Origin of the sequence: Mesorhizobium sp. M0184, from assembly GCF_040322215.1 — a bacterium.
Classification (GTDB): domain Bacteria; phylum Pseudomonadota; class Alphaproteobacteria; order Rhizobiales; family Rhizobiaceae; genus Mesorhizobium.
This window is the reverse complement of record NZ_JAMYSZ010000035.1, coordinates 20,667-37,545: the sequence shown is the minus strand read 5'-3', so window position 1 is coordinate 37,545 and position 16,879 is coordinate 20,667. Positions and strand designations below refer to the sequence as shown.

General features: G+C 60.1%; 23 protein-coding genes. 10 read left to right on the top strand and 13 right to left on the bottom strand.

Going from position 1 to position 16,879, the window contains the following annotated elements:
- Positions 1-630: 630 nt before the first annotated feature.
- Positions 631-1,470, bottom strand: coding sequence for a succinate dehydrogenase/fumarate reductase transmembrane subunit (locus tag NKJ23_RS29165; RefSeq protein WP_352684017.1), 840 nt, complete (start codon positions 1,468-1,470; stop codon positions 631-633).
- A 546-nt stretch (positions 1,471-2,016) separates the two neighbouring features.
- On the opposite strand from NKJ23_RS29165, the gene NKJ23_RS34760 reads away from it, so the two are divergent.
- The 7 genes from NKJ23_RS34760 to fghA all read left to right on the top strand — a co-directional run bounded on the left by NKJ23_RS34760 (position 2,017) and on the right by fghA (position 5,180).
- Positions 2,017-2,391 (top strand): AbrB/MazE/SpoVT family DNA-binding domain-containing protein, encoded by a 375-nt coding sequence (locus NKJ23_RS34760; RefSeq protein ID WP_502902590.1) that lies wholly within the window; start codon positions 2,017-2,019, stop codon positions 2,389-2,391.
- Positions 2,280-2,570, top strand: a complete 291-nt coding sequence (locus tag NKJ23_RS29155; RefSeq protein WP_502902588.1) for a PIN domain-containing protein — start codon at positions 2,280-2,282, stop codon at positions 2,568-2,570. Before NKJ23_RS34760 ends, NKJ23_RS29155 begins: the two co-directional genes overlap by 112 nt.
- On the top strand, positions 2,492-2,677 hold the full coding sequence (locus tag NKJ23_RS34755; RefSeq protein ID WP_502902589.1) for a PIN domain-containing protein: 186 nt from the start codon (positions 2,492-2,494) through the stop codon (positions 2,675-2,677). Before NKJ23_RS29155 ends, NKJ23_RS34755 begins: the two co-directional genes overlap by 79 nt.
- Positions 2,678-2,786: 109 nt before the next feature.
- Positions 2,787-3,107, top strand: a complete 321-nt coding sequence (locus tag NKJ23_RS29150; protein ID WP_352684015.1) for a nucleotidyltransferase domain-containing protein — start codon at positions 2,787-2,789, stop codon at positions 3,105-3,107.
- Positions 3,094-3,678 (top strand): ribonuclease toxin HepT-like protein, encoded by a 585-nt coding sequence (locus NKJ23_RS29145; RefSeq protein WP_352684013.1) that lies wholly within the window; start codon positions 3,094-3,096, stop codon positions 3,676-3,678. The genes NKJ23_RS29150 and NKJ23_RS29145 overlap by 14 nt, the downstream gene beginning before the upstream one ends.
- Positions 3,636-3,890: an HVO_A0114 family putative DNA-binding protein gene (locus NKJ23_RS29140; RefSeq protein WP_352684011.1), complete on the top strand. Its 255-nt coding sequence runs from the start codon at positions 3,636-3,638 to the stop codon at positions 3,888-3,890. Before NKJ23_RS29145 ends, NKJ23_RS29140 begins: the two co-directional genes overlap by 43 nt.
- Positions 3,891-4,328: 438 nt before the next feature.
- Complete coding sequence (fghA, locus tag NKJ23_RS29135) at positions 4,329-5,180, top strand: S-formylglutathione hydrolase (protein ID WP_352684009.1); 852 nt, start codon at positions 4,329-4,331, stop codon at positions 5,178-5,180.
- Between the two features lie 21 nt (positions 5,181-5,201).
- Here the strand turns inward: fghA and pqqE are convergent, their stop codons facing one another.
- The 8 genes from pqqE to NKJ23_RS29095 form a co-directional block, all read right to left on the bottom strand.
- The gene (gene pqqE / locus NKJ23_RS29130) at positions 5,202-6,323 is read right to left on the bottom strand and encodes a pyrroloquinoline quinone biosynthesis protein PqqE (protein ID WP_352684007.1); all 1,122 of its coding nucleotides are present in this window, start codon (positions 6,321-6,323) and stop codon (positions 5,202-5,204) included.
- Positions 6,320-6,616: a pyrroloquinoline quinone biosynthesis peptide chaperone PqqD gene (gene pqqD / locus NKJ23_RS29125; RefSeq protein ID WP_352684005.1), complete on the bottom strand. Its 297-nt coding sequence runs from the start codon at positions 6,614-6,616 to the stop codon at positions 6,320-6,322. Before pqqD ends, pqqE begins: the two co-directional genes overlap by 4 nt.
- Positions 6,613-7,371 (bottom strand): pyrroloquinoline-quinone synthase PqqC, encoded by a 759-nt coding sequence (gene pqqC, locus NKJ23_RS29120; RefSeq protein WP_352684004.1) that lies wholly within the window; start codon positions 7,369-7,371, stop codon positions 6,613-6,615. Before pqqC ends, pqqD begins: the two co-directional genes overlap by 4 nt.
- Positions 7,368-8,306 (bottom strand): pyrroloquinoline quinone biosynthesis protein PqqB, encoded by a 939-nt coding sequence (gene pqqB, locus NKJ23_RS29115; RefSeq protein WP_352684002.1) that lies wholly within the window; start codon positions 8,304-8,306, stop codon positions 7,368-7,370. Before pqqB ends, pqqC begins: the two co-directional genes overlap by 4 nt.
- Positions 8,307-8,459: 153 nt before the next feature.
- Positions 8,460-8,555 (bottom strand): pyrroloquinoline quinone precursor peptide PqqA, encoded by a 96-nt coding sequence (locus NKJ23_RS29110; RefSeq protein WP_101918690.1) that lies wholly within the window; start codon positions 8,553-8,555, stop codon positions 8,460-8,462.
- A gap of 214 nt (positions 8,556-8,769) precedes the next feature.
- Positions 8,770-9,633, bottom strand: a complete 864-nt coding sequence (locus NKJ23_RS29105) for a substrate-binding domain-containing protein (RefSeq protein ID WP_352646200.1) — start codon at positions 9,631-9,633, stop codon at positions 8,770-8,772.
- 1 nt (position 9,634) lies between these two features.
- Positions 9,635-10,159 (bottom strand): c-type cytochrome, methanol metabolism-related, encoded by a 525-nt coding sequence (locus NKJ23_RS29100; RefSeq protein WP_352622911.1) that lies wholly within the window; start codon positions 10,157-10,159, stop codon positions 9,635-9,637.
- A 152-nt stretch (positions 10,160-10,311) separates the two neighbouring features.
- Positions 10,312-12,087: a methanol/ethanol family PQQ-dependent dehydrogenase gene (locus NKJ23_RS29095; RefSeq protein ID WP_502894471.1), complete on the bottom strand. Its 1,776-nt coding sequence runs from the start codon at positions 12,085-12,087 to the stop codon at positions 10,312-10,314.
- 195 nt (positions 12,088-12,282) lie between these two features.
- Here NKJ23_RS29095 and NKJ23_RS29090 point away from each other — a divergent pair, with 195 nt between their 5' ends.
- Positions 12,283-12,522 carry a hypothetical protein gene (locus NKJ23_RS29090; protein ID WP_352683999.1) on the top strand — a complete coding sequence of 80 codons (240 nt, stop codon included), beginning with the start codon at positions 12,283-12,285 and terminating at the stop codon, positions 12,520-12,522.
- 362 nt (positions 12,523-12,884) lie between these two features.
- Complete coding sequence (locus NKJ23_RS29085) at positions 12,885-13,238, top strand: hypothetical protein (protein ID WP_352665692.1); 354 nt, start codon at positions 12,885-12,887, stop codon at positions 13,236-13,238.
- 104 nt (positions 13,239-13,342) lie between these two features.
- Here the strand turns inward: NKJ23_RS29085 and NKJ23_RS29080 are convergent, their stop codons facing one another.
- Genes NKJ23_RS29080 through NKJ23_RS29065 form a run of 4 tightly spaced genes read right to left on the bottom strand, consistent with a single transcriptional unit; the run spans position 13,343 to position 16,084 of the window.
- Positions 13,343-14,083, bottom strand: coding sequence for an ABC transporter ATP-binding protein (locus tag NKJ23_RS29080; RefSeq protein ID WP_352622942.1), 741 nt, complete (start codon positions 14,081-14,083; stop codon positions 13,343-13,345).
- A complete protein-coding gene (locus NKJ23_RS29075) occupies positions 14,052-14,849 on the bottom strand; it encodes an ABC transporter permease (RefSeq protein WP_352455605.1) in 798 nt (265 codons plus the stop codon). The genes NKJ23_RS29080 and NKJ23_RS29075 overlap by 32 nt, the downstream gene beginning before the upstream one ends.
- The gene (locus NKJ23_RS29070; RefSeq protein WP_352683995.1) at positions 14,846-15,832 is read right to left on the bottom strand and encodes an ABC transporter substrate-binding protein; all 987 of its coding nucleotides are present in this window, start codon (positions 15,830-15,832) and stop codon (positions 14,846-14,848) included. Before NKJ23_RS29070 ends, NKJ23_RS29075 begins: the two co-directional genes overlap by 4 nt.
- 42 nt (positions 15,833-15,874) lie before the next feature.
- Positions 15,875-16,084, bottom strand: a complete 210-nt coding sequence (locus NKJ23_RS29065; RefSeq protein ID WP_023678830.1) for a hypothetical protein — start codon at positions 16,082-16,084, stop codon at positions 15,875-15,877.
- Positions 16,085-16,448: 364 nt separating this feature from the next.
- On the opposite strand from NKJ23_RS29065, the gene NKJ23_RS29060 reads away from it, so the two are divergent.
- Positions 16,449-16,829, top strand: a complete 381-nt coding sequence (locus tag NKJ23_RS29060) for a c-type cytochrome (RefSeq protein ID WP_352503280.1) — start codon at positions 16,449-16,451, stop codon at positions 16,827-16,829.
- Positions 16,830-16,879 lie beyond the last annotated feature (50 nt).

Here is a 16,879-nt window from a genome sequence, read left to right as displayed (position 1 = left end):
TCCTCTAAAACTTATTGTAGGGCCTTCGTGACCTTACTTGCACTGGGCGCGTTCATCATAGCCGCTCGTTCACGGCTTCAAAATCCAGCTCGGAAAACAGGGGTGTTGCCTGATTCCGACTATCCGTACCAACTTCCCGGCCAAAGGACTTTGAAGGCCGGCCATGCCGCTGCCGAATGCCCTCGGCGGAATGAAATAGTCGTTCGCCCCGAGACTCCCCACTCCCCAGCCTCCAAGCCAGCAGGCCGGCATCGGTCAGTCATCAACAGGGGTCCAGCAGGTGCGTGATACCCGACGCTACATGCCATGGAACGCTTGCCCAATCCGCTTCTGGTCGATGCGGCCCACCAGGTGAACGCCAGAAGTTCCCGGTTCGCTTCCCGCCCATAATGCTGCCGGCGGCTATGCGCTTCATTAACGTCATTCTCCATTCGAAGCTCAGGCCGGAAGCTGCCGTGCGTAAGACGCCAGGTCATTGCCCGCCGCGGATAAGTTTGCAGCTGGACAATATTGGCCAGCCGGGCGATCCCGGCATTTGGCGTTGCTTCGGCGAGTCAATACTGAGCCTGCGCTTACGCGCCATCCTTCTCGACAAGACCAACGGCTGGACCCGATCGAGTGCAAACGGGTTCAGTTGGTGCTGGTTGTGGCGGTGAACCCGCACTGCTTCTGTTCCATATCGATCTGCTTCGTGATGCGGACGGCGTTCTGTGCGTAGGCCTCCGTCACGGAGCCACTATTCACAGTCTTGTCCTTCAGCGGGCTCACGCCTGCGCAGAGGTGGAAAACATGCGGCTCGGTGGACTTCGCGGCTCCGTTTTCGGGCGCGATCCAGTAGACGACATCCTGACCGGCGGGGTGGCTCGCGTCCCGCGTCGCCGCCGCCACGGCGGCGGTGTCCGTCGCGATCGCCTGCGCCTGAGCGGCGACATCGGGCGAACAGGCGGTGGTGGGCTGCCCCGACCTGATCTGGGCTGCGCATGCGTTCATATCCTGGGTGTACTGTTCGACCGACGGGGGTTTGAAACTGATCCCCATGACCGTCGCGAGCACGGCCAGCGCGGCGCCGACGCCGCCGGCAACCTTCTTGGTCCGCGGATCCATGTTTTTGTCGGTGAGGATCAGGAAAACCAGCGGGAGGAAGGCAATCAGTGTGATGATTGCGCCGAGCTGGTTTTGGAAGAAGAACCTGGCCGCGTCGGATGCACGAGCCGGATCGTGCCTGTTGGCCGCCTTCCATAGCAAGTTGCCGGCGATTGCGAAAATCGCGATGCCGACCAGAAGGCCGATGACCAGCGGCAGGTGTCCCTGGTCGAACTTGTTCTGGCGAAGCAGCATAATTCCGTAGATCTCGCCGCCAATGGCGACGATCCACGAGAGTACGGCGAAAAGGCGAAGACGCGTGGCGGAGGACTTCTGGCCCTGCGTCGCTTGCCAATCCTTGGTAACGTCTGGCTTGTTGTCGGTCATTGACCAGATCCCCTGATATCGACACTTCTGCGGGCGGCGTTAGACCAGAAGGCCAACCCGCCCTGCGCAGCGTCATTGAACGAGCGTCACCTGCCTTAGCGACACGGCGAAAATGTGAGCGCCACGGCAGGCCTCATCTCCATTCATGATTCATATTGCGCATGAGTGAGTCCGTCCATACCCACGCAGGCAGACGCCTATGCGGCGATGGCTTCGTTCTTATTAATCTCTGGCTCGAACTTGACGCTGCCTTCCCTCGCTTCCCGGCGGCGGTCGCGCCATTCCCGACACCAGCCGAAGCGAAGTGACGAGCCATTTTGAACGAGACAGTTCTAACGAGACAAACATTGCGGCAAGATCGACGCGGATAGCGGCTGTGGTGTTGGCTTGCATGCTGACCTCCAGGTGATGTTTGGCGACTTCACTCTGGCAGAGCGCTGGTCGCGATTCAGTCGCCGCATGGACGCCAAGCTTGGCCCCGACCCATCTGCATTGATAATAATGCAGATTTGCATTGTCTTATCGCGATGAACAGGAATGTTTAACATGACAACGTCGACAGTGACGACAAGGGGACAGGTGACGTTCCGCAAGGACGTGCTGCAACATCTGGGCATCAAACCGGGCGAGAAGATCGAGCTTGATCTGCTGCCCGATGGTCGGGCGGAATTGAGGGCTGCACGGGCAAAGGGGTCGTTCCGGGACCTCCACGGGTTCCTCAGAGGCAAGACGAACGGCCGGGTGCTCAGCATCGAGGAGATCAACGAGGCAATGGCGGAAGCGGGCGCTGTGGCCGGGTCCGGCGAGGAATGTGGGTTACGGCCGACACGAATGTGCTGCTGCGCGCCTATGTCGCCGATGATGAGGGGCAGGCGGCCATTGCCGTCGACCTGCTGGCCAAAGCGGACATCGTGGCCGTGAGCTTGAAGGCCTTGTGCGAGTTCGCCTGGGTTCTGGCCCGGCAGTACCATACAGAGCGCGAAACTTTGCCGCGGCGATCCGGGCTTGCTGAACACCGCGAATGGTTGTCGTCAGCCGGGCGGCAGTTGAGGCAGGGCTGTCAGTCCTCGATGCCGGCGGCGATTTCGCGGACGGCGTGATCGCTTTTGACGGCGGCTGGCTTGGCGGGGAGACTTTCGTCTCGTTTGACCGGAAGGCCGTCAAACTGCTCTCGGCGCAGGGACAATCCGTACAGCTTCTTTTCTAGCACTCGCCTTAACGGCGCTTAGCCTAAAACTTCGACTGCACGCACAGCTTGCGGACTTGCGAAAATCTCGCCTCGGGTCACATTTGGACCAAAGGCAACAGGCGAAAAGATGAACAAAATTGACACTTTGATCCACCGAAGAGCTGACGATCGCCGGAAGACCGCGCAAGCCTGTGTATCGCGTATTCTCCGGAACGCCAAAGCCCGCGGCGTCGATATCTCTGTTGTCGGATCCCTCGCGAAAAACCGTTTCCGCGTCCATTCGGACGTAGATCTGCTGGTGCACGGACGCACTGATCCCGCGCGCCGGGCCATGGTAGAGCGCTTGGTGGCAGACCAGCTTCGGGGAACGAACATTCCTTATGACCTGATCTTTGCCTCAGACGTTTCGTCCGAACGAGTGCAGGAATTGCTTAATGACAGCGTTTAAGCATCCGGCATTCGCAAAACTGTCGTCAAAAATCGACCGCGCTGCGAAGGAACTGCAGCAAATCGAGGAATATCTGGCGGCTCATCGGAGTGAGCTGTCACGCGGCGAATGGGGCGCCGTCGCAGCAGTTTCGCTGGGAGTCCACAATGTCTACACCGGCATCGAGGACATCCTGCTCAGCCTCTCCAACGACATAGACGGCCTCGTTCCCCAAGGACCTACGATGCACCAGGACGTGCTCGATCAGATGTCGGCGGAAATTGCAGGCATCCGGCCGGCTGTGCTCGACCCCGAGCTTTATCGGTCCCTGAGTGCGTTAAAGGGATTCCGTGACCTGGTGAGGCATCGGCACGGTTTTGACCTGAAAACAGCCAAGGTGCAGGAAAGCCTCGACAGGGTAAAGGAGGCATTTCCGTCTTTGGTCGAAGCCATTGTTTACTTGGAAAGCACCCTTACTGAGGAAACACGCACGACAGTGATGGCGGCGGCGACGGCTCAGGCGGCGGGCATCTGGTGGTCCCTGAACCAATGGCTCAGTCGTGCGCGCCTGAAGAGGTTCTGCGGGCGTTGACCCCTGAGAACTGTCGGCTGGTGGCGCTGATCCATCGGTATCGACCGCAAAGCATCACGGAACTGTGCAGGTTGGCGGCGCGTCCGCAGCCGAACGTATCCCGCTCCTTGGCGGCCCTTGAGCGGGCGGGAATTGTCTCAATGGCGGGCTCCAGGCCGAAGAGACCCGAACTCGCCGTGCAACGAGTCACGATCGACCTCGCTGAGCTTTAGAATGGCCGATGCGAGGTCGACGATTCGTGGAGACAAATCGCCGGACCATCATCTTTGCTGCGCGATGGGTGACAGGGGCAAAAGTCGATCAGTGGGTTGCGAAACCGCCGCTGACCAGGTTTGGCAAGTACTGGACGTGAAGCCGCATTTGCGCAGGGCTCGGCGTCCCGGAAGCATCGCGGATGCCTGCGCAGTGACTGCGTCCTTGTTATAGCCGGCATCGCCAACAATCGCCCAGCCTGGCCCGTATGGCTTGCTGGCAACGCTGCGCCAGCGAGCGGCCTCTCGCGCCTTGCTGCGCCAAGACCGTCGGCGAAGGCAGGCCATCCCGGCTCCGATCAAGAGCCCCGCGCGCCAGCCGGCCCACCAAGGTTGCCGCGATCACCCTTGATGTCGTAGAGCCTACGGTCGGCGGTTAAAATTGGTGGAGAAGAATATATGCCAGAGCACCCGAAACTCGTCTCGACTGCCAAGTCGCATGGCGGCGCCCAGCATGTTTACTCTCATCTCTCGACGAGCTGCTCGTGCGAAATGACGTTTGCCATTTTCGTGCCTCCGCAGGCACGGGAAAGCCGTTGCCCCGTGGTGTGGTACCTCTCCGGACTCAGCTGCACCCATGCGAATGTAATGGAAAAAGGCGAATACAGACGTATTGCCGCCGAACTTGGCTTGATCGTTGTCTGTCCCGACACCAGCCCGCGTGGTGCCGACATTCCGGATGAAAAGGACAATTGGCAGTTCGGCAGCGGCGCCGGTTTCTACCTCGACGCGACGCAAGAGCCGTATGCCAAGAACTATCGCATGTATTCCTATATCGTCGAGGAGCTGCCAGCCGTGATCAGGCGCGAATTTCCCGCCGATATGGCGCGCCAGTCGATCTTCGGCCATTCGATGGGCGGGCATGGCGCGCTGACGATCGCACTGAACAATCCCGCGCGTTTCAGAAGTTGCTCGGCCTTTGCGCCGATCGTGCAGCCAAGCACAGCCGGCTGGTCGAAGCCGGCTTTCGAAAAATATCTCGGCCTGGATGAGGCCTCGTGGCGGCGCTACGATGCCACTTCGCTCATCGAGGATGGACACCGTTTCCCGGAATTCCTGGTCGATCAGGGAACGTCAGACGGTTTCCTCCAGGAGGGCCTCAGGCCTTGGCTGCTCGAAGACGCCTGCTCCAAGGCAGGCATTCCGTTGAAATTGCGGATGCAGGACGAATACGATCACTCCTATTTTTTCATTTCGACATTCATGCATGACCATATGACGTGGCATGCCGAACGGCTTTCACGAGGGTAGGCCGTAGGAATAGGTCGGCAGTCAGGCGGGCTCCGTGACGACGCCGATGCGCCGGTAGACGAATGGTTCGTCCTTCGAAGGAACCGTCGCAGCGCGCTGGGCCTCGTCGATCAGCATTGCCATGCGCGCATGGATCGGCGATTTCGCGCAAGCCGGGTCCGCCGCGGCGGCATCGCCGGCGATTGCCATCGCCTGGCAGCGACAGCCGCCCCAGTCGATCTCGCGCCGCTCACAGTTGCGGCAGGGCTCCTGCATCCAGTCCGTGCCTCGAAAGGCATTAAATGCCGGGGAATCGGTCCAGATCGCGGCCAGGCTTCGTGATCCAAAACGCTCGAAGCCGAGCGACGGTATGGTCTGTGCGGCATGGCATGGCAGTACGGTGCCGTCTGGCGTCACCATGAAGGCGTCGCGCGCCCAGCCGCCCATGCACGGCTTGGGATAGATGGCGAAATAATCCGGCGTGACGAAATCGATGTTCATGATGCCGGTGAGGCGTTCGCGCGCCGCCGCGACGATCTCCGCCTGGCGGTCGACGGCAACACGCTCGGGCATCAGTTGATCGCGATTGGTCAGCGCCCAGCCGGCGTACTGCACGTTGGCGATCTCGAGACGCTCCGCACCCAGCGAAAGGGCCAGATCGATGAATTCCGGTACCTCCTCGATATTGTGGCGATGGATCGGCGCGTTGATGGTAAGCGGCAAGCCGGCCGCGCGAGCGCGGCGTGCCGTTTCCAGCTTCTTTTCGTGGCTGCCCCTGTGATTGCCGATGCGCTCGGTGGTCGCCGGCCGTGCACCTTGAAAGCTCAGTTGCAGATGGTCGAGCCCGGCTTCGGCAAATGCCTCGATGCGGCCATCCGCAATGCCGACACCGGCGGTGATCAGGTTGGTGTAGACGTCGCGCGCCGAAAGCCCGGCGATCAATTGCTCGAGATCGCGACGCAGCGTCGGTTCACCGCCGGACAGATGCACCTGGAGAACGCCAAGGTCGGCCGCCTGCGAGAACAGGTCGAGCCAGCTCTGCGTGTCGAGTTCGCGATTGGCCTTCAGCAATTCGAGCGGATTGGAACAATAGGGGCATTGCAGCGGGCAGCGATGCGTCAGTTCCGCCAGCATGCCGATCGGGGGGAGAGGGGGCTCGCTCATAGCTTCACCAGCAGCTTGTCCGACCATTCCTGCAGGAAGGCGACGACATCGGCCGCCACAGCCTCCTGTTCGGCATCATAATCTGCGGCAAGGCCGGCAATGATGTGGCCGACCGTGGACCGTCCGTCGCAGCGGCGCAATATGTCGAGGCTGATCTCGTTTGGCCAGAACACCTTTTCGGGCGACAGCACGGCGAACGCCTGGCGCACGGGGTCATACTGTATGCGCACGTGCTTCGGCAGCGATGGAACCGACTGCAGCGACACCATGACTCTTTCGCGCAGTGCCATCATTGGGCTGCCTCCGGACGGAAGGCGCCGGGCGGGATATTGCCCGGCTCGCCATAGGCGTGTTGAAGCGCGTCGAGCATGGCCCAGAGTATATCGCATTTGAACACCAGTGCATCGATCACCTGCTGCTGGCGTTCCGCCGTGTCGGCATGTTCGAGCACATAGGCGAGCGCGAAGTCGGCGTCGCGCGAGGCCTGTTCGGGCCGTCGGGTGAAATAGGCCAGCGTGTCCTCGGTGATATAATCGTATCTGGCCAGCATCGCGGGTACCCGCTCGCCGATGATGAGCGGCGAGAACATCTCGGTCAGCGACGACGCGACCGCCTCCAGCAGGGTCCGGTTCGTGCAAAAGGAGAGGTAAGCGCCAACCGCAAAACGTGTCGCCGGCAGGGCCAGCCTCTCGCTCTTCACCGCGTCGGCATCGAGACCGAGCGAGGTCGCCAGGTGCAACCAGCGCGCAATACCGCCGCTCCAGCCGTCTTCGCCGTCATGATCCTCGATGCGTTTGCGCCAGGCGGCGCGAAACGCCGGATCCTCGGCATGCGCGAGGATCATGGCATCCTTGCGCGGAATGACAGCCTGATAGCAATAGCGGTTCAGCGCCCAGGCCTGCATCTCGGTCCTCGACAGCGCACCGCTGGTCATCCTGTGATGGAAAGGATGGCGGTTGTGATAGCGCTCGGCACCGACCTGCCGCAGCACGGCTTCGAGCTCGCTTGAGGACAGGCCGTTGCTGGCTGCGTCGTGGAAATCACTCAAAATTCCATCTCCATCCCGTCGCGGGCCACTTCCCAGCCAGCCGCTTTGACTGCTGCCTGCTCGGCAGAATTCTCGTCCAGAACAGGATTGGTGTTGTTGATGTGGACGAAGACACGGCGGCCGATCCTCACATCGGCCAAGCCGGCGATCGACCCCGCGTCTCCCGACATTGCCAGATGCCCCATGCGCGCACCGGTCTTTTGGCCCACGCCGGCAGCAATCATCTCGTCGTCGGTGAAGACCGTGCCGTCGAACAGAAGGCATGCGGCATCGGCTAGACGCGTGCGCAGGGTCGCATCGATGCGGGCGCAGCCGGGGATGTAGAAGGCGGAGCCGCGACTGCCGGCACCGGCGATACGGACGCCGATCGTGTCGCCGGCATCGGAGCTGAAATTGGCATCCGGCTGGCCTCTTTCTTCGAGATAGAGGGCTATCTTCCCGGGCACGGGAAAGCTCTCGACAGCCACCCCGGTGTCGTGGCCGTCTGCGTCGCAGATCGACAGTTCTTGCGCCGGCGGCAAGATGCGTCGCGGCACGAGCGCCGGATCGAGGACATTGAAAATCGAATTCGCCTTCAGCGTCGCCAGAACCTGTGTCGTTGCATAGATAGCGAAAGGCTGCCGCTCACGCAGGCTGAGCAGGCCGGCCACATGATCGACATCGGCATTGGTCAGCACCACCGCGCGAATAGGTGTCGAGCGCAGCGGCGCATCGTGCACGGGCTGCAATTCAGGCGTTGCCGCGATCTGCTGGCGAATGTCGGGCGAGGCGTTGAACAGAACCCAGCCGAGTCCATCCGCCGACGCGGCGACACTCGATTGGGTTCGTGAATGCACGCCAGCTACCCCGGTGCGAGCCGCACGGCTCAGACGATAATTGCAGTTCCATTGCGGAAAGCCGCCGCCGGCCGCCGATCCGATGATTCTCAAACGCATGAAAACGCCCGCCCCGCGGCTTCTCTGACCAGCAGCCAATTTGCAGCCGCAAAAAACGGCCCGCCCGCTTTGCGCACCTCAAACTCTTTCACGAAAATCCCATGCGGCAAGGGGATGCGTGCCCCTGTTGCCAGGGACACGCACCTCTGCGGCCTACTTCTTGGGAGTAATTTCAGCAGGCAGATAGCGCGAAATTTCAAAGCCCGCAGCAACCTGACACATGGTCGGTTTTGTCCAGCTCTTCTTCATAACATTTCTCCTCTTCTACCAGCCCGAAGGGGCCGATCCGGTGGTTAGCCAACCATTGCAGGGCACCGAAGCAATGGCTCGTCCATCACGTTCTCAAAATGGACAAATGAACGCAAGGTTTTGAAAGACCGAAAAACAAAACTATCGAAAGTAGCTGTAGTCTTCTCTTCAATTGTTCATCGCGTAGGTTTTTCCTCCTCCTGACCCATCCCGACTATTGCGTGATCGGATTGTCGTGCTCGTCGATCAGCGGCACGTTGTAACCCAGCAGAAGCTTGGTGATCTCCGCCTGGTTTTCCCTGATCACCCGGTTGAGCGTCCGTTTCCATTCCTGGTCGGACGGACGTACGCCCATGGTGATGCGGTAGGACATGCGCGAGCCGGTTTTTTCCTTCAGCAGCGGAACAATGGTGACATCGGCTCCGAGTTCCCTGGCATAGTAACCTGCCATCGGCCCCCACAGGACCGCCGCGTCAATCTCGCCGGCGAACATGTCCCTGATCATGACCTCCCCCATGGAAGGAGTGACGCGCGTATCCACCGCGAGTGGATAGATCTTGGCGGTCCGCAGAAGCTTGTTGGCGGCCATGTTGGCGGTTGGCGGCGTGCTTTCGACGACGCCGATTCTCTTGCCGGAAAGTTTCGGGTCTTCGAGCGTCTCGATGCCTTCCATGCCGTTGCCTTTGGGGTATACGAGCACATAGGCGGAGCGATAGTAGGCGTTGGTGTTCTGCACCAGTTCATCGCCTTGGGCGTAGCCCATGATGATGTCGCATCGATTGGCCCCCAGCGTATTGCGCACAAAGCCGGTGACAGTGGGAAACCACGTGTAAGCGACTGATTTCCGCCCCGTCTTCTTGGCAACCAGTTCAGCCAGCTTGTTTTCGAAGCCTTGGCCGTTCTTGTCGGTAAAGGGCATGTTCGAGGGATCGGCGCAGACGCGCAGAATGTCGGGATCGACCAGTTCGCCCGCAGCGCCAAGCCCGGCATTTTGCGCCAGAACATTCGACGGCAGCAAGGCGAGCGCGCCGAGGATCGGCAGAACGACGCGCAGCTTCGATGCAGTGCAGCCGGTCATATCATCCACCCATGCAGGATGCTTCGGCATCCTTGGCTGCCTGAGCCTTGTTTTCGTGCTTGGGCGGCCTGCCGCGGGGTGCCGCGCCATCGGCGCGCGCGCGCAGATAGACGTAGAGATCGTCCAGGTAACAATAGACGTTCTTGTTGTCGCCAAAGGCAGGCATGACGTTTTCCTTGCCGCCGCCGACATTCTTGCGGCCCTCGGCGACGATCGACAGGAACGTGGCGTAATCCATGGTTTTCAGACTATTGACCAAGGCAGGCGCATAGCTCGAACCTGTTGCGTCCTGTCCGTGACAGACATGGCAATCGGAGTGATACCGACGGTACCCGCTGAACGTGTACCAATCGACGGTTCCGTTTTCGATCTTGTAGGTCGGATTTCCGTCCGCATCTAAATATTTGCCCCCTTCTTGCTTCACCGCCTTGGCTTTTTCCATGCTGTCTTCGGCCCTTGCCAGACTTGAGCTGGCCAGAGGCAGCAGGACCAGAGCGAGAGCGGAAACTGCAATGCGAACGATCATTCAGACTCTTCCTTCATTTGCCAGGGACACTGGCTGCCGTCGTGCTCGGCATTAATCGGTGTTGGGTGGGCGCGCAATCGAGAGCCCGGTTCCCGGCTTCGGGTGACCCGGGCTCTCGTTTTCGAACCTAGTCGTAAGGCTCTTCCCGGTTATTAGTCCGGGAGGCCGAAGACGGTGAGCTGGCCGCCCAGCGTCGTATAGTCGGCAAGTGCCGCGTAACCGCCGACGGCACCCAGACCAGCGGTTCCAACGACCGCGGTCTCGTCGCCCTGCGCACGGCCCTGATCGACGGCGCCATGCCAGGCAGCGGCGTTATCGGGCGAAAGCAGCCCCCCTGCCAGACCGATACCCGCCCATCCACCGACGCCGGACAGAACGGCGACGTACTGCTTGCCGTCATGCTCGTAGGTCGTGATGTTGCCGATGATGCCGGACGGGGTCTTGAACTTGTAGAGTTCCTTGCCGTCCTTATCGACCGCCTTGATGTAGCCTTCGAGGGTACCGTAGAAGACGACGTCGCCATCTGTCGCCAATGCGCCCGACCACACCGAGAACTGCTCGGGCTTCGACCAGACGATCTCACCCTTGGCTGCATCCCAGGCAATGAAGTTGCCCATGTTACCGTCACCGCCAGGCGCCGCATACATCGACACGGTGGCGCCCACATAGGGCTGACCGGCGGTGTAGCTCACTTTGTAAGGCTCATAGTCCATGCAGACATGGTTGGTCGGCACGTAGAACAACCCGGTCTTCGGCGAGTAGGCGGCCGGCTGCTGGTCCTTGGTTCCAAGCGCGGCCGGGCAGATACCGGTCGAGTTGGTGTCTTCGCCGTTCTGCTGGGTCGAATACTTGGCGACGACCTGCGGGCGGCCATACTGGTCGCTCTTGGGATCCATGTTGACTTCCGTCGCCCAGTTCACTGCCGGATCGTATTTCTTGGCGACGAGAAGTTCGCCGGTGGCTCGATCCATTGTGTAGGCAAAGCCGTTGCGGTCGAAATGCACCAGCACGTCGTGCTTGGCGCCGTTGACCTCCATGCCATCGACGAGAATCATCTCGTTGATGCCGTCATAGTCCCACTCATCATGCGGGGTCATTTGGTAGAGCCATTTGGCAACACCGGTATCCGCATCGCGAGCCATGATTGTCATGGACCAGCGATTGTCGCCTGGGCGCTGGACCGGGTTCCACGTCGAGGGATTGCCGGTGCCGTAATAGACCAGGTTCAGCTTGGGATCATAGGAATACCATCCCCATGTCGTGCCGCCGCCCGTCTTCCACTGTTCGCCTTCCCAGGTGTTCGTGCCGGAATCTTTTCCGACAGGCTTGCCGAGATGGGTGGTCTTCTCGGGATCGAGAAGGGTGTCTGCATCAGGACCTTCCGAATAGGCTTTCCAGGCGAGCTTGCCGTCTTTCAGATTGTAGGCGGCCAGCCAGCCGCGAACACCGAATTCAGCACCGGAGACGCCCACGAGCACCTTGTCCTTGATGACTACGGGTGCCGACGTGCCGGATTCGCCCTTTCCGCCGTCGGTCTGGTCTCCGTTCTTGACAGACCAGACGACCTTGCCGGTCTTGGCATCGAGCGCGACGACGGTGGTGTCGGCCTGGTTGAGAATGATCTTGCCGTCGCCATAGGCAACACCGCGATTGACCGTGTCGCAGCACATGATCGGAATGACGTTCGTGTCCTGCTTGGGCTCGTATTTCCACAGGATCTTGCCGTCATTCTTGAGGTCCAGAGCATAGACGTTGTTTGGGAAAGGCGTGTGGACATACATCACGTCGCCGATGACCAGCGGCCCGCCTTCGTGACCGCGCAGCACGCCGGTGGAAAAGCTCCATTTGACCTGCAGGTTCTTCACATTGTCGGCAGTGATCTGGTTGAGTTTGGAATAGCGGGTGTTGGCGTAGTCACCCGTCTGCATCGCCCAGTTCTTCGCATCCGATGCGAGTTTTGCAAGGTCTTCATTGGCCGAAGCCGTATAGGCAGCGCCGAGCGATAAAAACGCCGCGGTCGTCAGAATGTAAGTAGTTTTCGCAAGTACACGCATCCAAAATCCTCCCGGGTTCGCAGTGAAGAATCGACCGTCAAGCCCCACAAGGGCTTGCCCAAGCAATTCATGTTGGGAAGTTATTTTCCGGCAGCTGTCACGACCTACCCCGAAGCAGAGGGCACCGTTACCGCCCGCCCCCCTTGGTCTTCGAAAGACTGCCGCCGCTCCCTGATGACGGTGGCGCTCTTGAAGCCGGAAACAGGAAAAAGCTATGTCATCGTAAAAGGCCAGGCAAGCAAAAACCTGCAATGGGTCGCTGCGCTGCAATATCGATTATGGTGCGATGCAATATTTAGAAACAATTAAAATAAGCACCGTGTGAAAAACTAATAAGAGGATGACCGCCAGCCGCGATATATATAGCAACCATATTGTTCCTGTATTATCGAGGTGATACACATTTGACTTTATTTCGATATATTCTGCGGGGCACCTCCGAGTAAGTATGCGTGCGTCTCGCTGGTTGCCGATAGTGAGCGAAGCATGAAATGAACGCGTGAAGGAGGGTGCGCAGCGGGTCATGAAGCTGGCTCTTGTCGGTCGATAGGGCATTCCTCCTTTGGTCCTATACGCAGGCCATGGGAGCTTGACTGGCTTTGCGGCACGTCGCCAATTGGAGCGATGATCCCGTCTGGATGCATGGTGTCCAGGCCAACTGGAGGTTCCTCATGATAAGGTCTGTTGGATCTCTCACCTTGCCGGTGGCCTTTGCGACCACGCTGGCCTTTGCGAACTCGGCCAACGCCGCGGGAGACTACCCGACGGCAACGATTGCCGACTACGTGCTCGGCTGCATGCAAACAAATGGCCAGACACGTCAGGCGCTTGAAAGCTGTTCCTGCTCGATCGATGTTATCGCCTCGATCCTTCCTTACGATCACTATGAGCGGGCGGAGACCTTCAAAAGTATGTCGTTGACGACAGGGGAGGCGGCAGGGTTGTTTCGCGAAAGCGCGCCAGCGAAGGCGGCGCGCACGGAACTGAAACGCGCGCAGGCTGAAGCCGACGTACGTTGCTTTTAGTCAGGCGGAACAGGCACGCGTGGCCGTGCGCCTCACAGTCTCGCTGTTTTTATTGGCCATTGGCTGCGAAATACCTTGCAATCCGCATTCGAGCCGTAAGGCGATCAGGCCACACCCGGAAATTTTTGCTGGAATGACCGCAAAAGGTCGCTCATCACCTGTGGATTGCGATGTTGTCGCGGCAATCTTACGTCGAACATGCCGAGCACGTGGGCTGGGCGCTGCGCAAGCACGATGATGCGGTCCGACAGCATCAGTGCCTCGCGCAGATTGTGCGTTACCATCAAGGCGGTCGTAGGCCGCGCTGACCAGACGGTCAAAAGCAATTGCCGAAGCCGCTCGGCGGTCTGTTCGTCGAGGGAGGCAAAGGGTTCGTCCAGGAAAAGTACCGCCGGTTCGGTGGCGAAGGCCCTGGCAAGCGCTGCCCTGCGCGCAAGGCCGAGCGAAAGCTCCGCCGGATAGAGCGAGCGCATGCCGGCGAGGCCGAGAGTGTCAAACAGCTCGTCGAGACTCTTCGCTCTTAGGCTTTTCGGCAGCGCCAGCCTGACATTCTGCTCCACCGTCCGCCATGGCAGCAAAGTAGGCTCCTGGAACACGGCGGCGATGCGGTTCGAGCCGCCTTGCGGCAGTTGGAAAGAGCCGGAAAAGTCTTTGTCCAGTCCAAGCAGGATGCGCAACGTCGTGGTCTTGCCGCAGCCCGACGGCCCAAACAGGCAAGCGAATTCGCCCGGCCGGACCTCGAAGGACAGACCCTGAAGCGCCGTGATCGACACACCTTGCGCGGACCTGAAGGTCTTTTCGGCGATGTCGACCCTAAGCGGGACGGCGGCGCCAACGGGTTGCATGTCGTTCAATGGGCTGCACCAGGAGAAGTTCGATGACAAGCATCACCGCCACGAAAGCCAGCGTGTAGGCAAGAATAGCGGCGACGTCGAAGAGCTGGAAATAGAGATAGATCTGGAAACCGACGCCATTGGAGCGGCCGAGCAGTTCGACCACCAGGACGATCTTCCATATGAGGGCGATGCCGGACCGCGAGGCCGCCGCAAAATAGGGCTGCAGTTGCGGCAGCAGGACATGGCGGATGCGCTCGAGTGGGGCGAAGCGGTAGACGGCGGCCATTTCGGCATAACGCGGATCAAACGCCCTGGCGCCTTCGCGCATCGTCACCACGACATTCGGGATCTTGTTCACGGCAACTGCGCCAATCGCCGCCGCCTCGTTGAGGCCGAACCAGATATAGGCGAGCACGATGACCACCAGCGCGGGAATGTTGAGAAACAGGACCACCCACGGACTGAAGAACCGGTCCGCACCGCGGTAGCTGCCGAGGATGACGCCGATGACCGAGCCGATAATCATTGCGACGACGTACGCCGCAGCAACTCGTCCGAGCGTGGCGCCAAGATGATAAAAAAGGTCACCGCTCGCCGCTTCCCTGAGCAGTACCTGCCAGACCTTCCCTGGTGGGGGGAAAGCACGGCTTTGCCACAGATGAGCCGCGAGGCCCCACAGCAGGCAAAGTCCAATCAGGGAAACCGTTACCGTCAGCGCTGGCGTCAGCGGCGTCGCAAAGCCGGATCGACCCGACTTGTCTTCCGTTGCGGTCATTTCGCGAGTTCCGGCCAGAACGTGCCGGGCGCCATCTCGGGCGCCCTGCCAACCAGCTTCTCGCCGCCTATCGCGGCCAGCACGTGATAGAGTTTGCCCGCATCGACCGCTTCTTCGGCGACCGGCCGTCTTGGGATGCCCTGGCGATAGCGGTCGCGCAGTTTTTCCAGCTCCTTGCCTTCTGCGCGAATGAGTGGCGCCATGCGCAGCCATTCATCATCGGATTTGGCTAGCAAGTCCTTGGCCTGCTTGGATGCCTTGACGAAGCCCCGGGCGGCATCCGGATTGTCGTTCGCCCATTGGTCGTGGAAGACGTAGCCGAGTGCCGACACGGGGCCCGAGGCACCAAGCGCTTTCGTCGCGTCATCCGCACCGATCAACCGACGAAAGCCATTGGCCTCGAGCCGGGCGCAGAAATGCCAGAAATTGAGCACGGCATCGAGTTCGCCTTGCATTGCCTTTTCAGAAATCAGCGGCGGCGCGCCAAAGACGACGTCACAGGCTGTCGGCAGGTCGAGGCCGTGATCGCGTCTGGCCAGCGCCTGGACCAGTAGCCAGCTCTTGTCGAGCGGGCCGCCGGCGACACCGATTTTCTTTTCCTTGAGGTCGGCGAGCGTCCGGATCGGCGATTCCTCCTTCACCATGATTGCCCCCACGGCGGTCGAATAAGGGGCCAATGTAAGGTCGCCGCCCTCGGAGCGCTGGCGCGAGACCCACAGCCAGTCGGTCACGATCATGTCGATCGCGCCGGCCAGCAGCGCGACGTTGGTCGCATCCTCCCCGGCGAAGTAGACAATCTCCAGATCGATCCTGTTGGCCTCGTCGAGCTTGTGGCGTTTCAGCGTATCGAGTTCCCAACTCACGGTCCCGAACTTCAGGACACCAATTCGGACCTTAGCGGCCGCAAAGACGGCAACCGGCCTTGAGGCGAGGATGGCCGCCAGAGCCGCCAAGCGCAGCGTCGTACGCCGCGAAATCATCATGGCGTCTCCTCTTCAGGGCCGTCGACGAACCAGGAATGTCGATCAAATCGCTCGTTCCTTGCTCGGAACGGCACATTTCCAGCGCACGACCTTGAGACTCGGATGTTCCTGAGACCATTTTGCGATCTCGGCGGGCGCCAGGAACATGCATTGGAACAGAGAGCCGCGGCTCTCGAAATAGAGATGTTCATCTCGGCAATTGCCCGGATTGGCGCTAAGGCACACCGTTAATATGAGATCGACCATGTCCATTTGGCACTTATCATCGCCTGCGCGGCGAACTCTCCAGAGTTCGTGCTTTGGAGTTGCGCGGATTCCTGAAGGTGCCCAAACAGCAAACCGGTTGGAGTGAGGCTACGCGTTCGGCCAACATGCGTCAATGATGTGGACCGCGTGTCGCTACACACTTCCCGTCGCGCAGTCGGGAAACGAAACAGGACCTTTGTACGATTGACTTCCCTCATCGGCAGTCTAGCTTTTCGAGGTGTGCAGGTCCTGCCAGTCCGGGGAGGAAGGACGAATGGTTCGCTCTCCCGCTTTAAAACGAATGCCGGCGATCAAGGCATCGACACGCGTAAAGTGTCCCGGGCACTCACACCATCAATGAGGAAATGCCATGCGCGCAGTCGCTTTTTTCGCCGCCGTGTCCGTCGCCACCTTTGTCACTACCCAGTCTCAGGCACAGGATGCCGCGGCGGGTGAGAAGGTCTTCGCCAAATGCAAGGTCTGCCACGTCGCAGACAAGGACCAGAACAAGGTCGGCCCGTCCTTGAACGGCGTCATCGGCCGAACGGCCGGGACGCATCCGGGGTTCAGCTATTCCAAGGCCATGACCGAGGCCGGCAAGTCCGGCGTCAAATGGGACGAAGCCACGCTGACGACCTACCTTCGCGATCCCAGGGCGATGGTCAAAGGAACCAAGATGGCGTTTGTCGGCCTCAAGAAAGACGAGGACATCGCCAACGTCATTGCTTATCTGAAACAATTCTCAAAATAACGCGGTACTGCCGGCCGTTGGACTGCGCTCGGCCGGCGTTGGCTAGGCTT

Bases quoted from the DNA above. Each gene is read 5' to 3' on its own strand.
- NKJ23_RS29165 (WP_352684017.1), bottom strand. From the start codon at position 1,470: ATGACCGACAACAAGCCAGACGTTACCAAGGATTGGCAAGCGACGCAG.
- NKJ23_RS34760 (WP_502902590.1), top strand. From the start codon at position 2,017: ATGACAACGTCGACAGTGACGACAAGGGGACAGGTGACGTTCCGCAAG.
- NKJ23_RS29155 (WP_502902588.1), top strand. From the start codon at position 2,280: ATGTGGGTTACGGCCGACACGAATGTGCTGCTGCGCGCCTATGTCGCC.
- NKJ23_RS34755 (WP_502902589.1), top strand. From the start codon at position 2,492: ATGGTTGTCGTCAGCCGGGCGGCAGTTGAGGCAGGGCTGTCAGTCCTC.
- NKJ23_RS29150 (WP_352684015.1), top strand. From the start codon at position 2,787: ATGAACAAAATTGACACTTTGATCCACCGAAGAGCTGACGATCGCCGG.
- NKJ23_RS29145 (WP_352684013.1), top strand. From the start codon at position 3,094: ATGACAGCGTTTAAGCATCCGGCATTCGCAAAACTGTCGTCAAAAATC.
- NKJ23_RS29140 (WP_352684011.1), top strand. From the start codon at position 3,636: ATGGCTCAGTCGTGCGCGCCTGAAGAGGTTCTGCGGGCGTTGACCCCT.
- fghA (WP_352684009.1), top strand. From the start codon at position 4,329: ATGCCAGAGCACCCGAAACTCGTCTCGACTGCCAAGTCGCATGGCGGC.
- pqqE (WP_352684007.1), bottom strand. From the start codon at position 6,323: ATGAGCGAGCCCCCTCTCCCCCCGATCGGCATGCTGGCGGAACTGACG.
- pqqD (WP_352684005.1), bottom strand. From the start codon at position 6,616: ATGATGGCACTGCGCGAAAGAGTCATGGTGTCGCTGCAGTCGGTTCCA.
- pqqB (WP_352684002.1), bottom strand. From the start codon at position 8,306: ATGCGTTTGAGAATCATCGGATCGGCGGCCGGCGGCGGCTTTCCGCAA.
- NKJ23_RS29110 (WP_101918690.1), bottom strand. From the start codon at position 8,555: ATGAAGAAGAGCTGGACAAAACCGACCATGTGTCAGGTTGCTGCGGGC.
- NKJ23_RS29105 (WP_352646200.1), bottom strand. From the start codon at position 9,633: ATGACCGGCTGCACTGCATCGAAGCTGCGCGTCGTTCTGCCGATCCTC.
- NKJ23_RS29100 (WP_352622911.1), bottom strand. From the start codon at position 10,159: ATGATCGTTCGCATTGCAGTTTCCGCTCTCGCTCTGGTCCTGCTGCCT.
- NKJ23_RS29095 (WP_502894471.1), bottom strand. From the start codon at position 12,087: ATGCAGACGGGTGACTACGCCAACACCCGCTATTCCAAACTCAACCAG.
- NKJ23_RS29090 (WP_352683999.1), top strand. From the start codon at position 12,283: ATGTTGGGAAGTTATTTTCCGGCAGCTGTCACGACCTACCCCGAAGCA.
- NKJ23_RS29085 (WP_352665692.1), top strand. From the start codon at position 12,885: ATGATAAGGTCTGTTGGATCTCTCACCTTGCCGGTGGCCTTTGCGACC.
- NKJ23_RS29080 (WP_352622942.1), bottom strand. From the start codon at position 14,083: ATGCAACCCGTTGGCGCCGCCGTCCCGCTTAGGGTCGACATCGCCGAA.
- NKJ23_RS29075 (WP_352455605.1), bottom strand. From the start codon at position 14,849: ATGACCGCAACGGAAGACAAGTCGGGTCGATCCGGCTTTGCGACGCCG.
- NKJ23_RS29070 (WP_352683995.1), bottom strand. From the start codon at position 15,832: ATGATGATTTCGCGGCGTACGACGCTGCGCTTGGCGGCTCTGGCGGCC.
- NKJ23_RS29065 (WP_023678830.1), bottom strand. From the start codon at position 16,084: ATGGACATGGTCGATCTCATATTAACGGTGTGCCTTAGCGCCAATCCG.
- NKJ23_RS29060 (WP_352503280.1), top strand. From the start codon at position 16,449: ATGCGCGCAGTCGCTTTTTTCGCCGCCGTGTCCGTCGCCACCTTTGTC.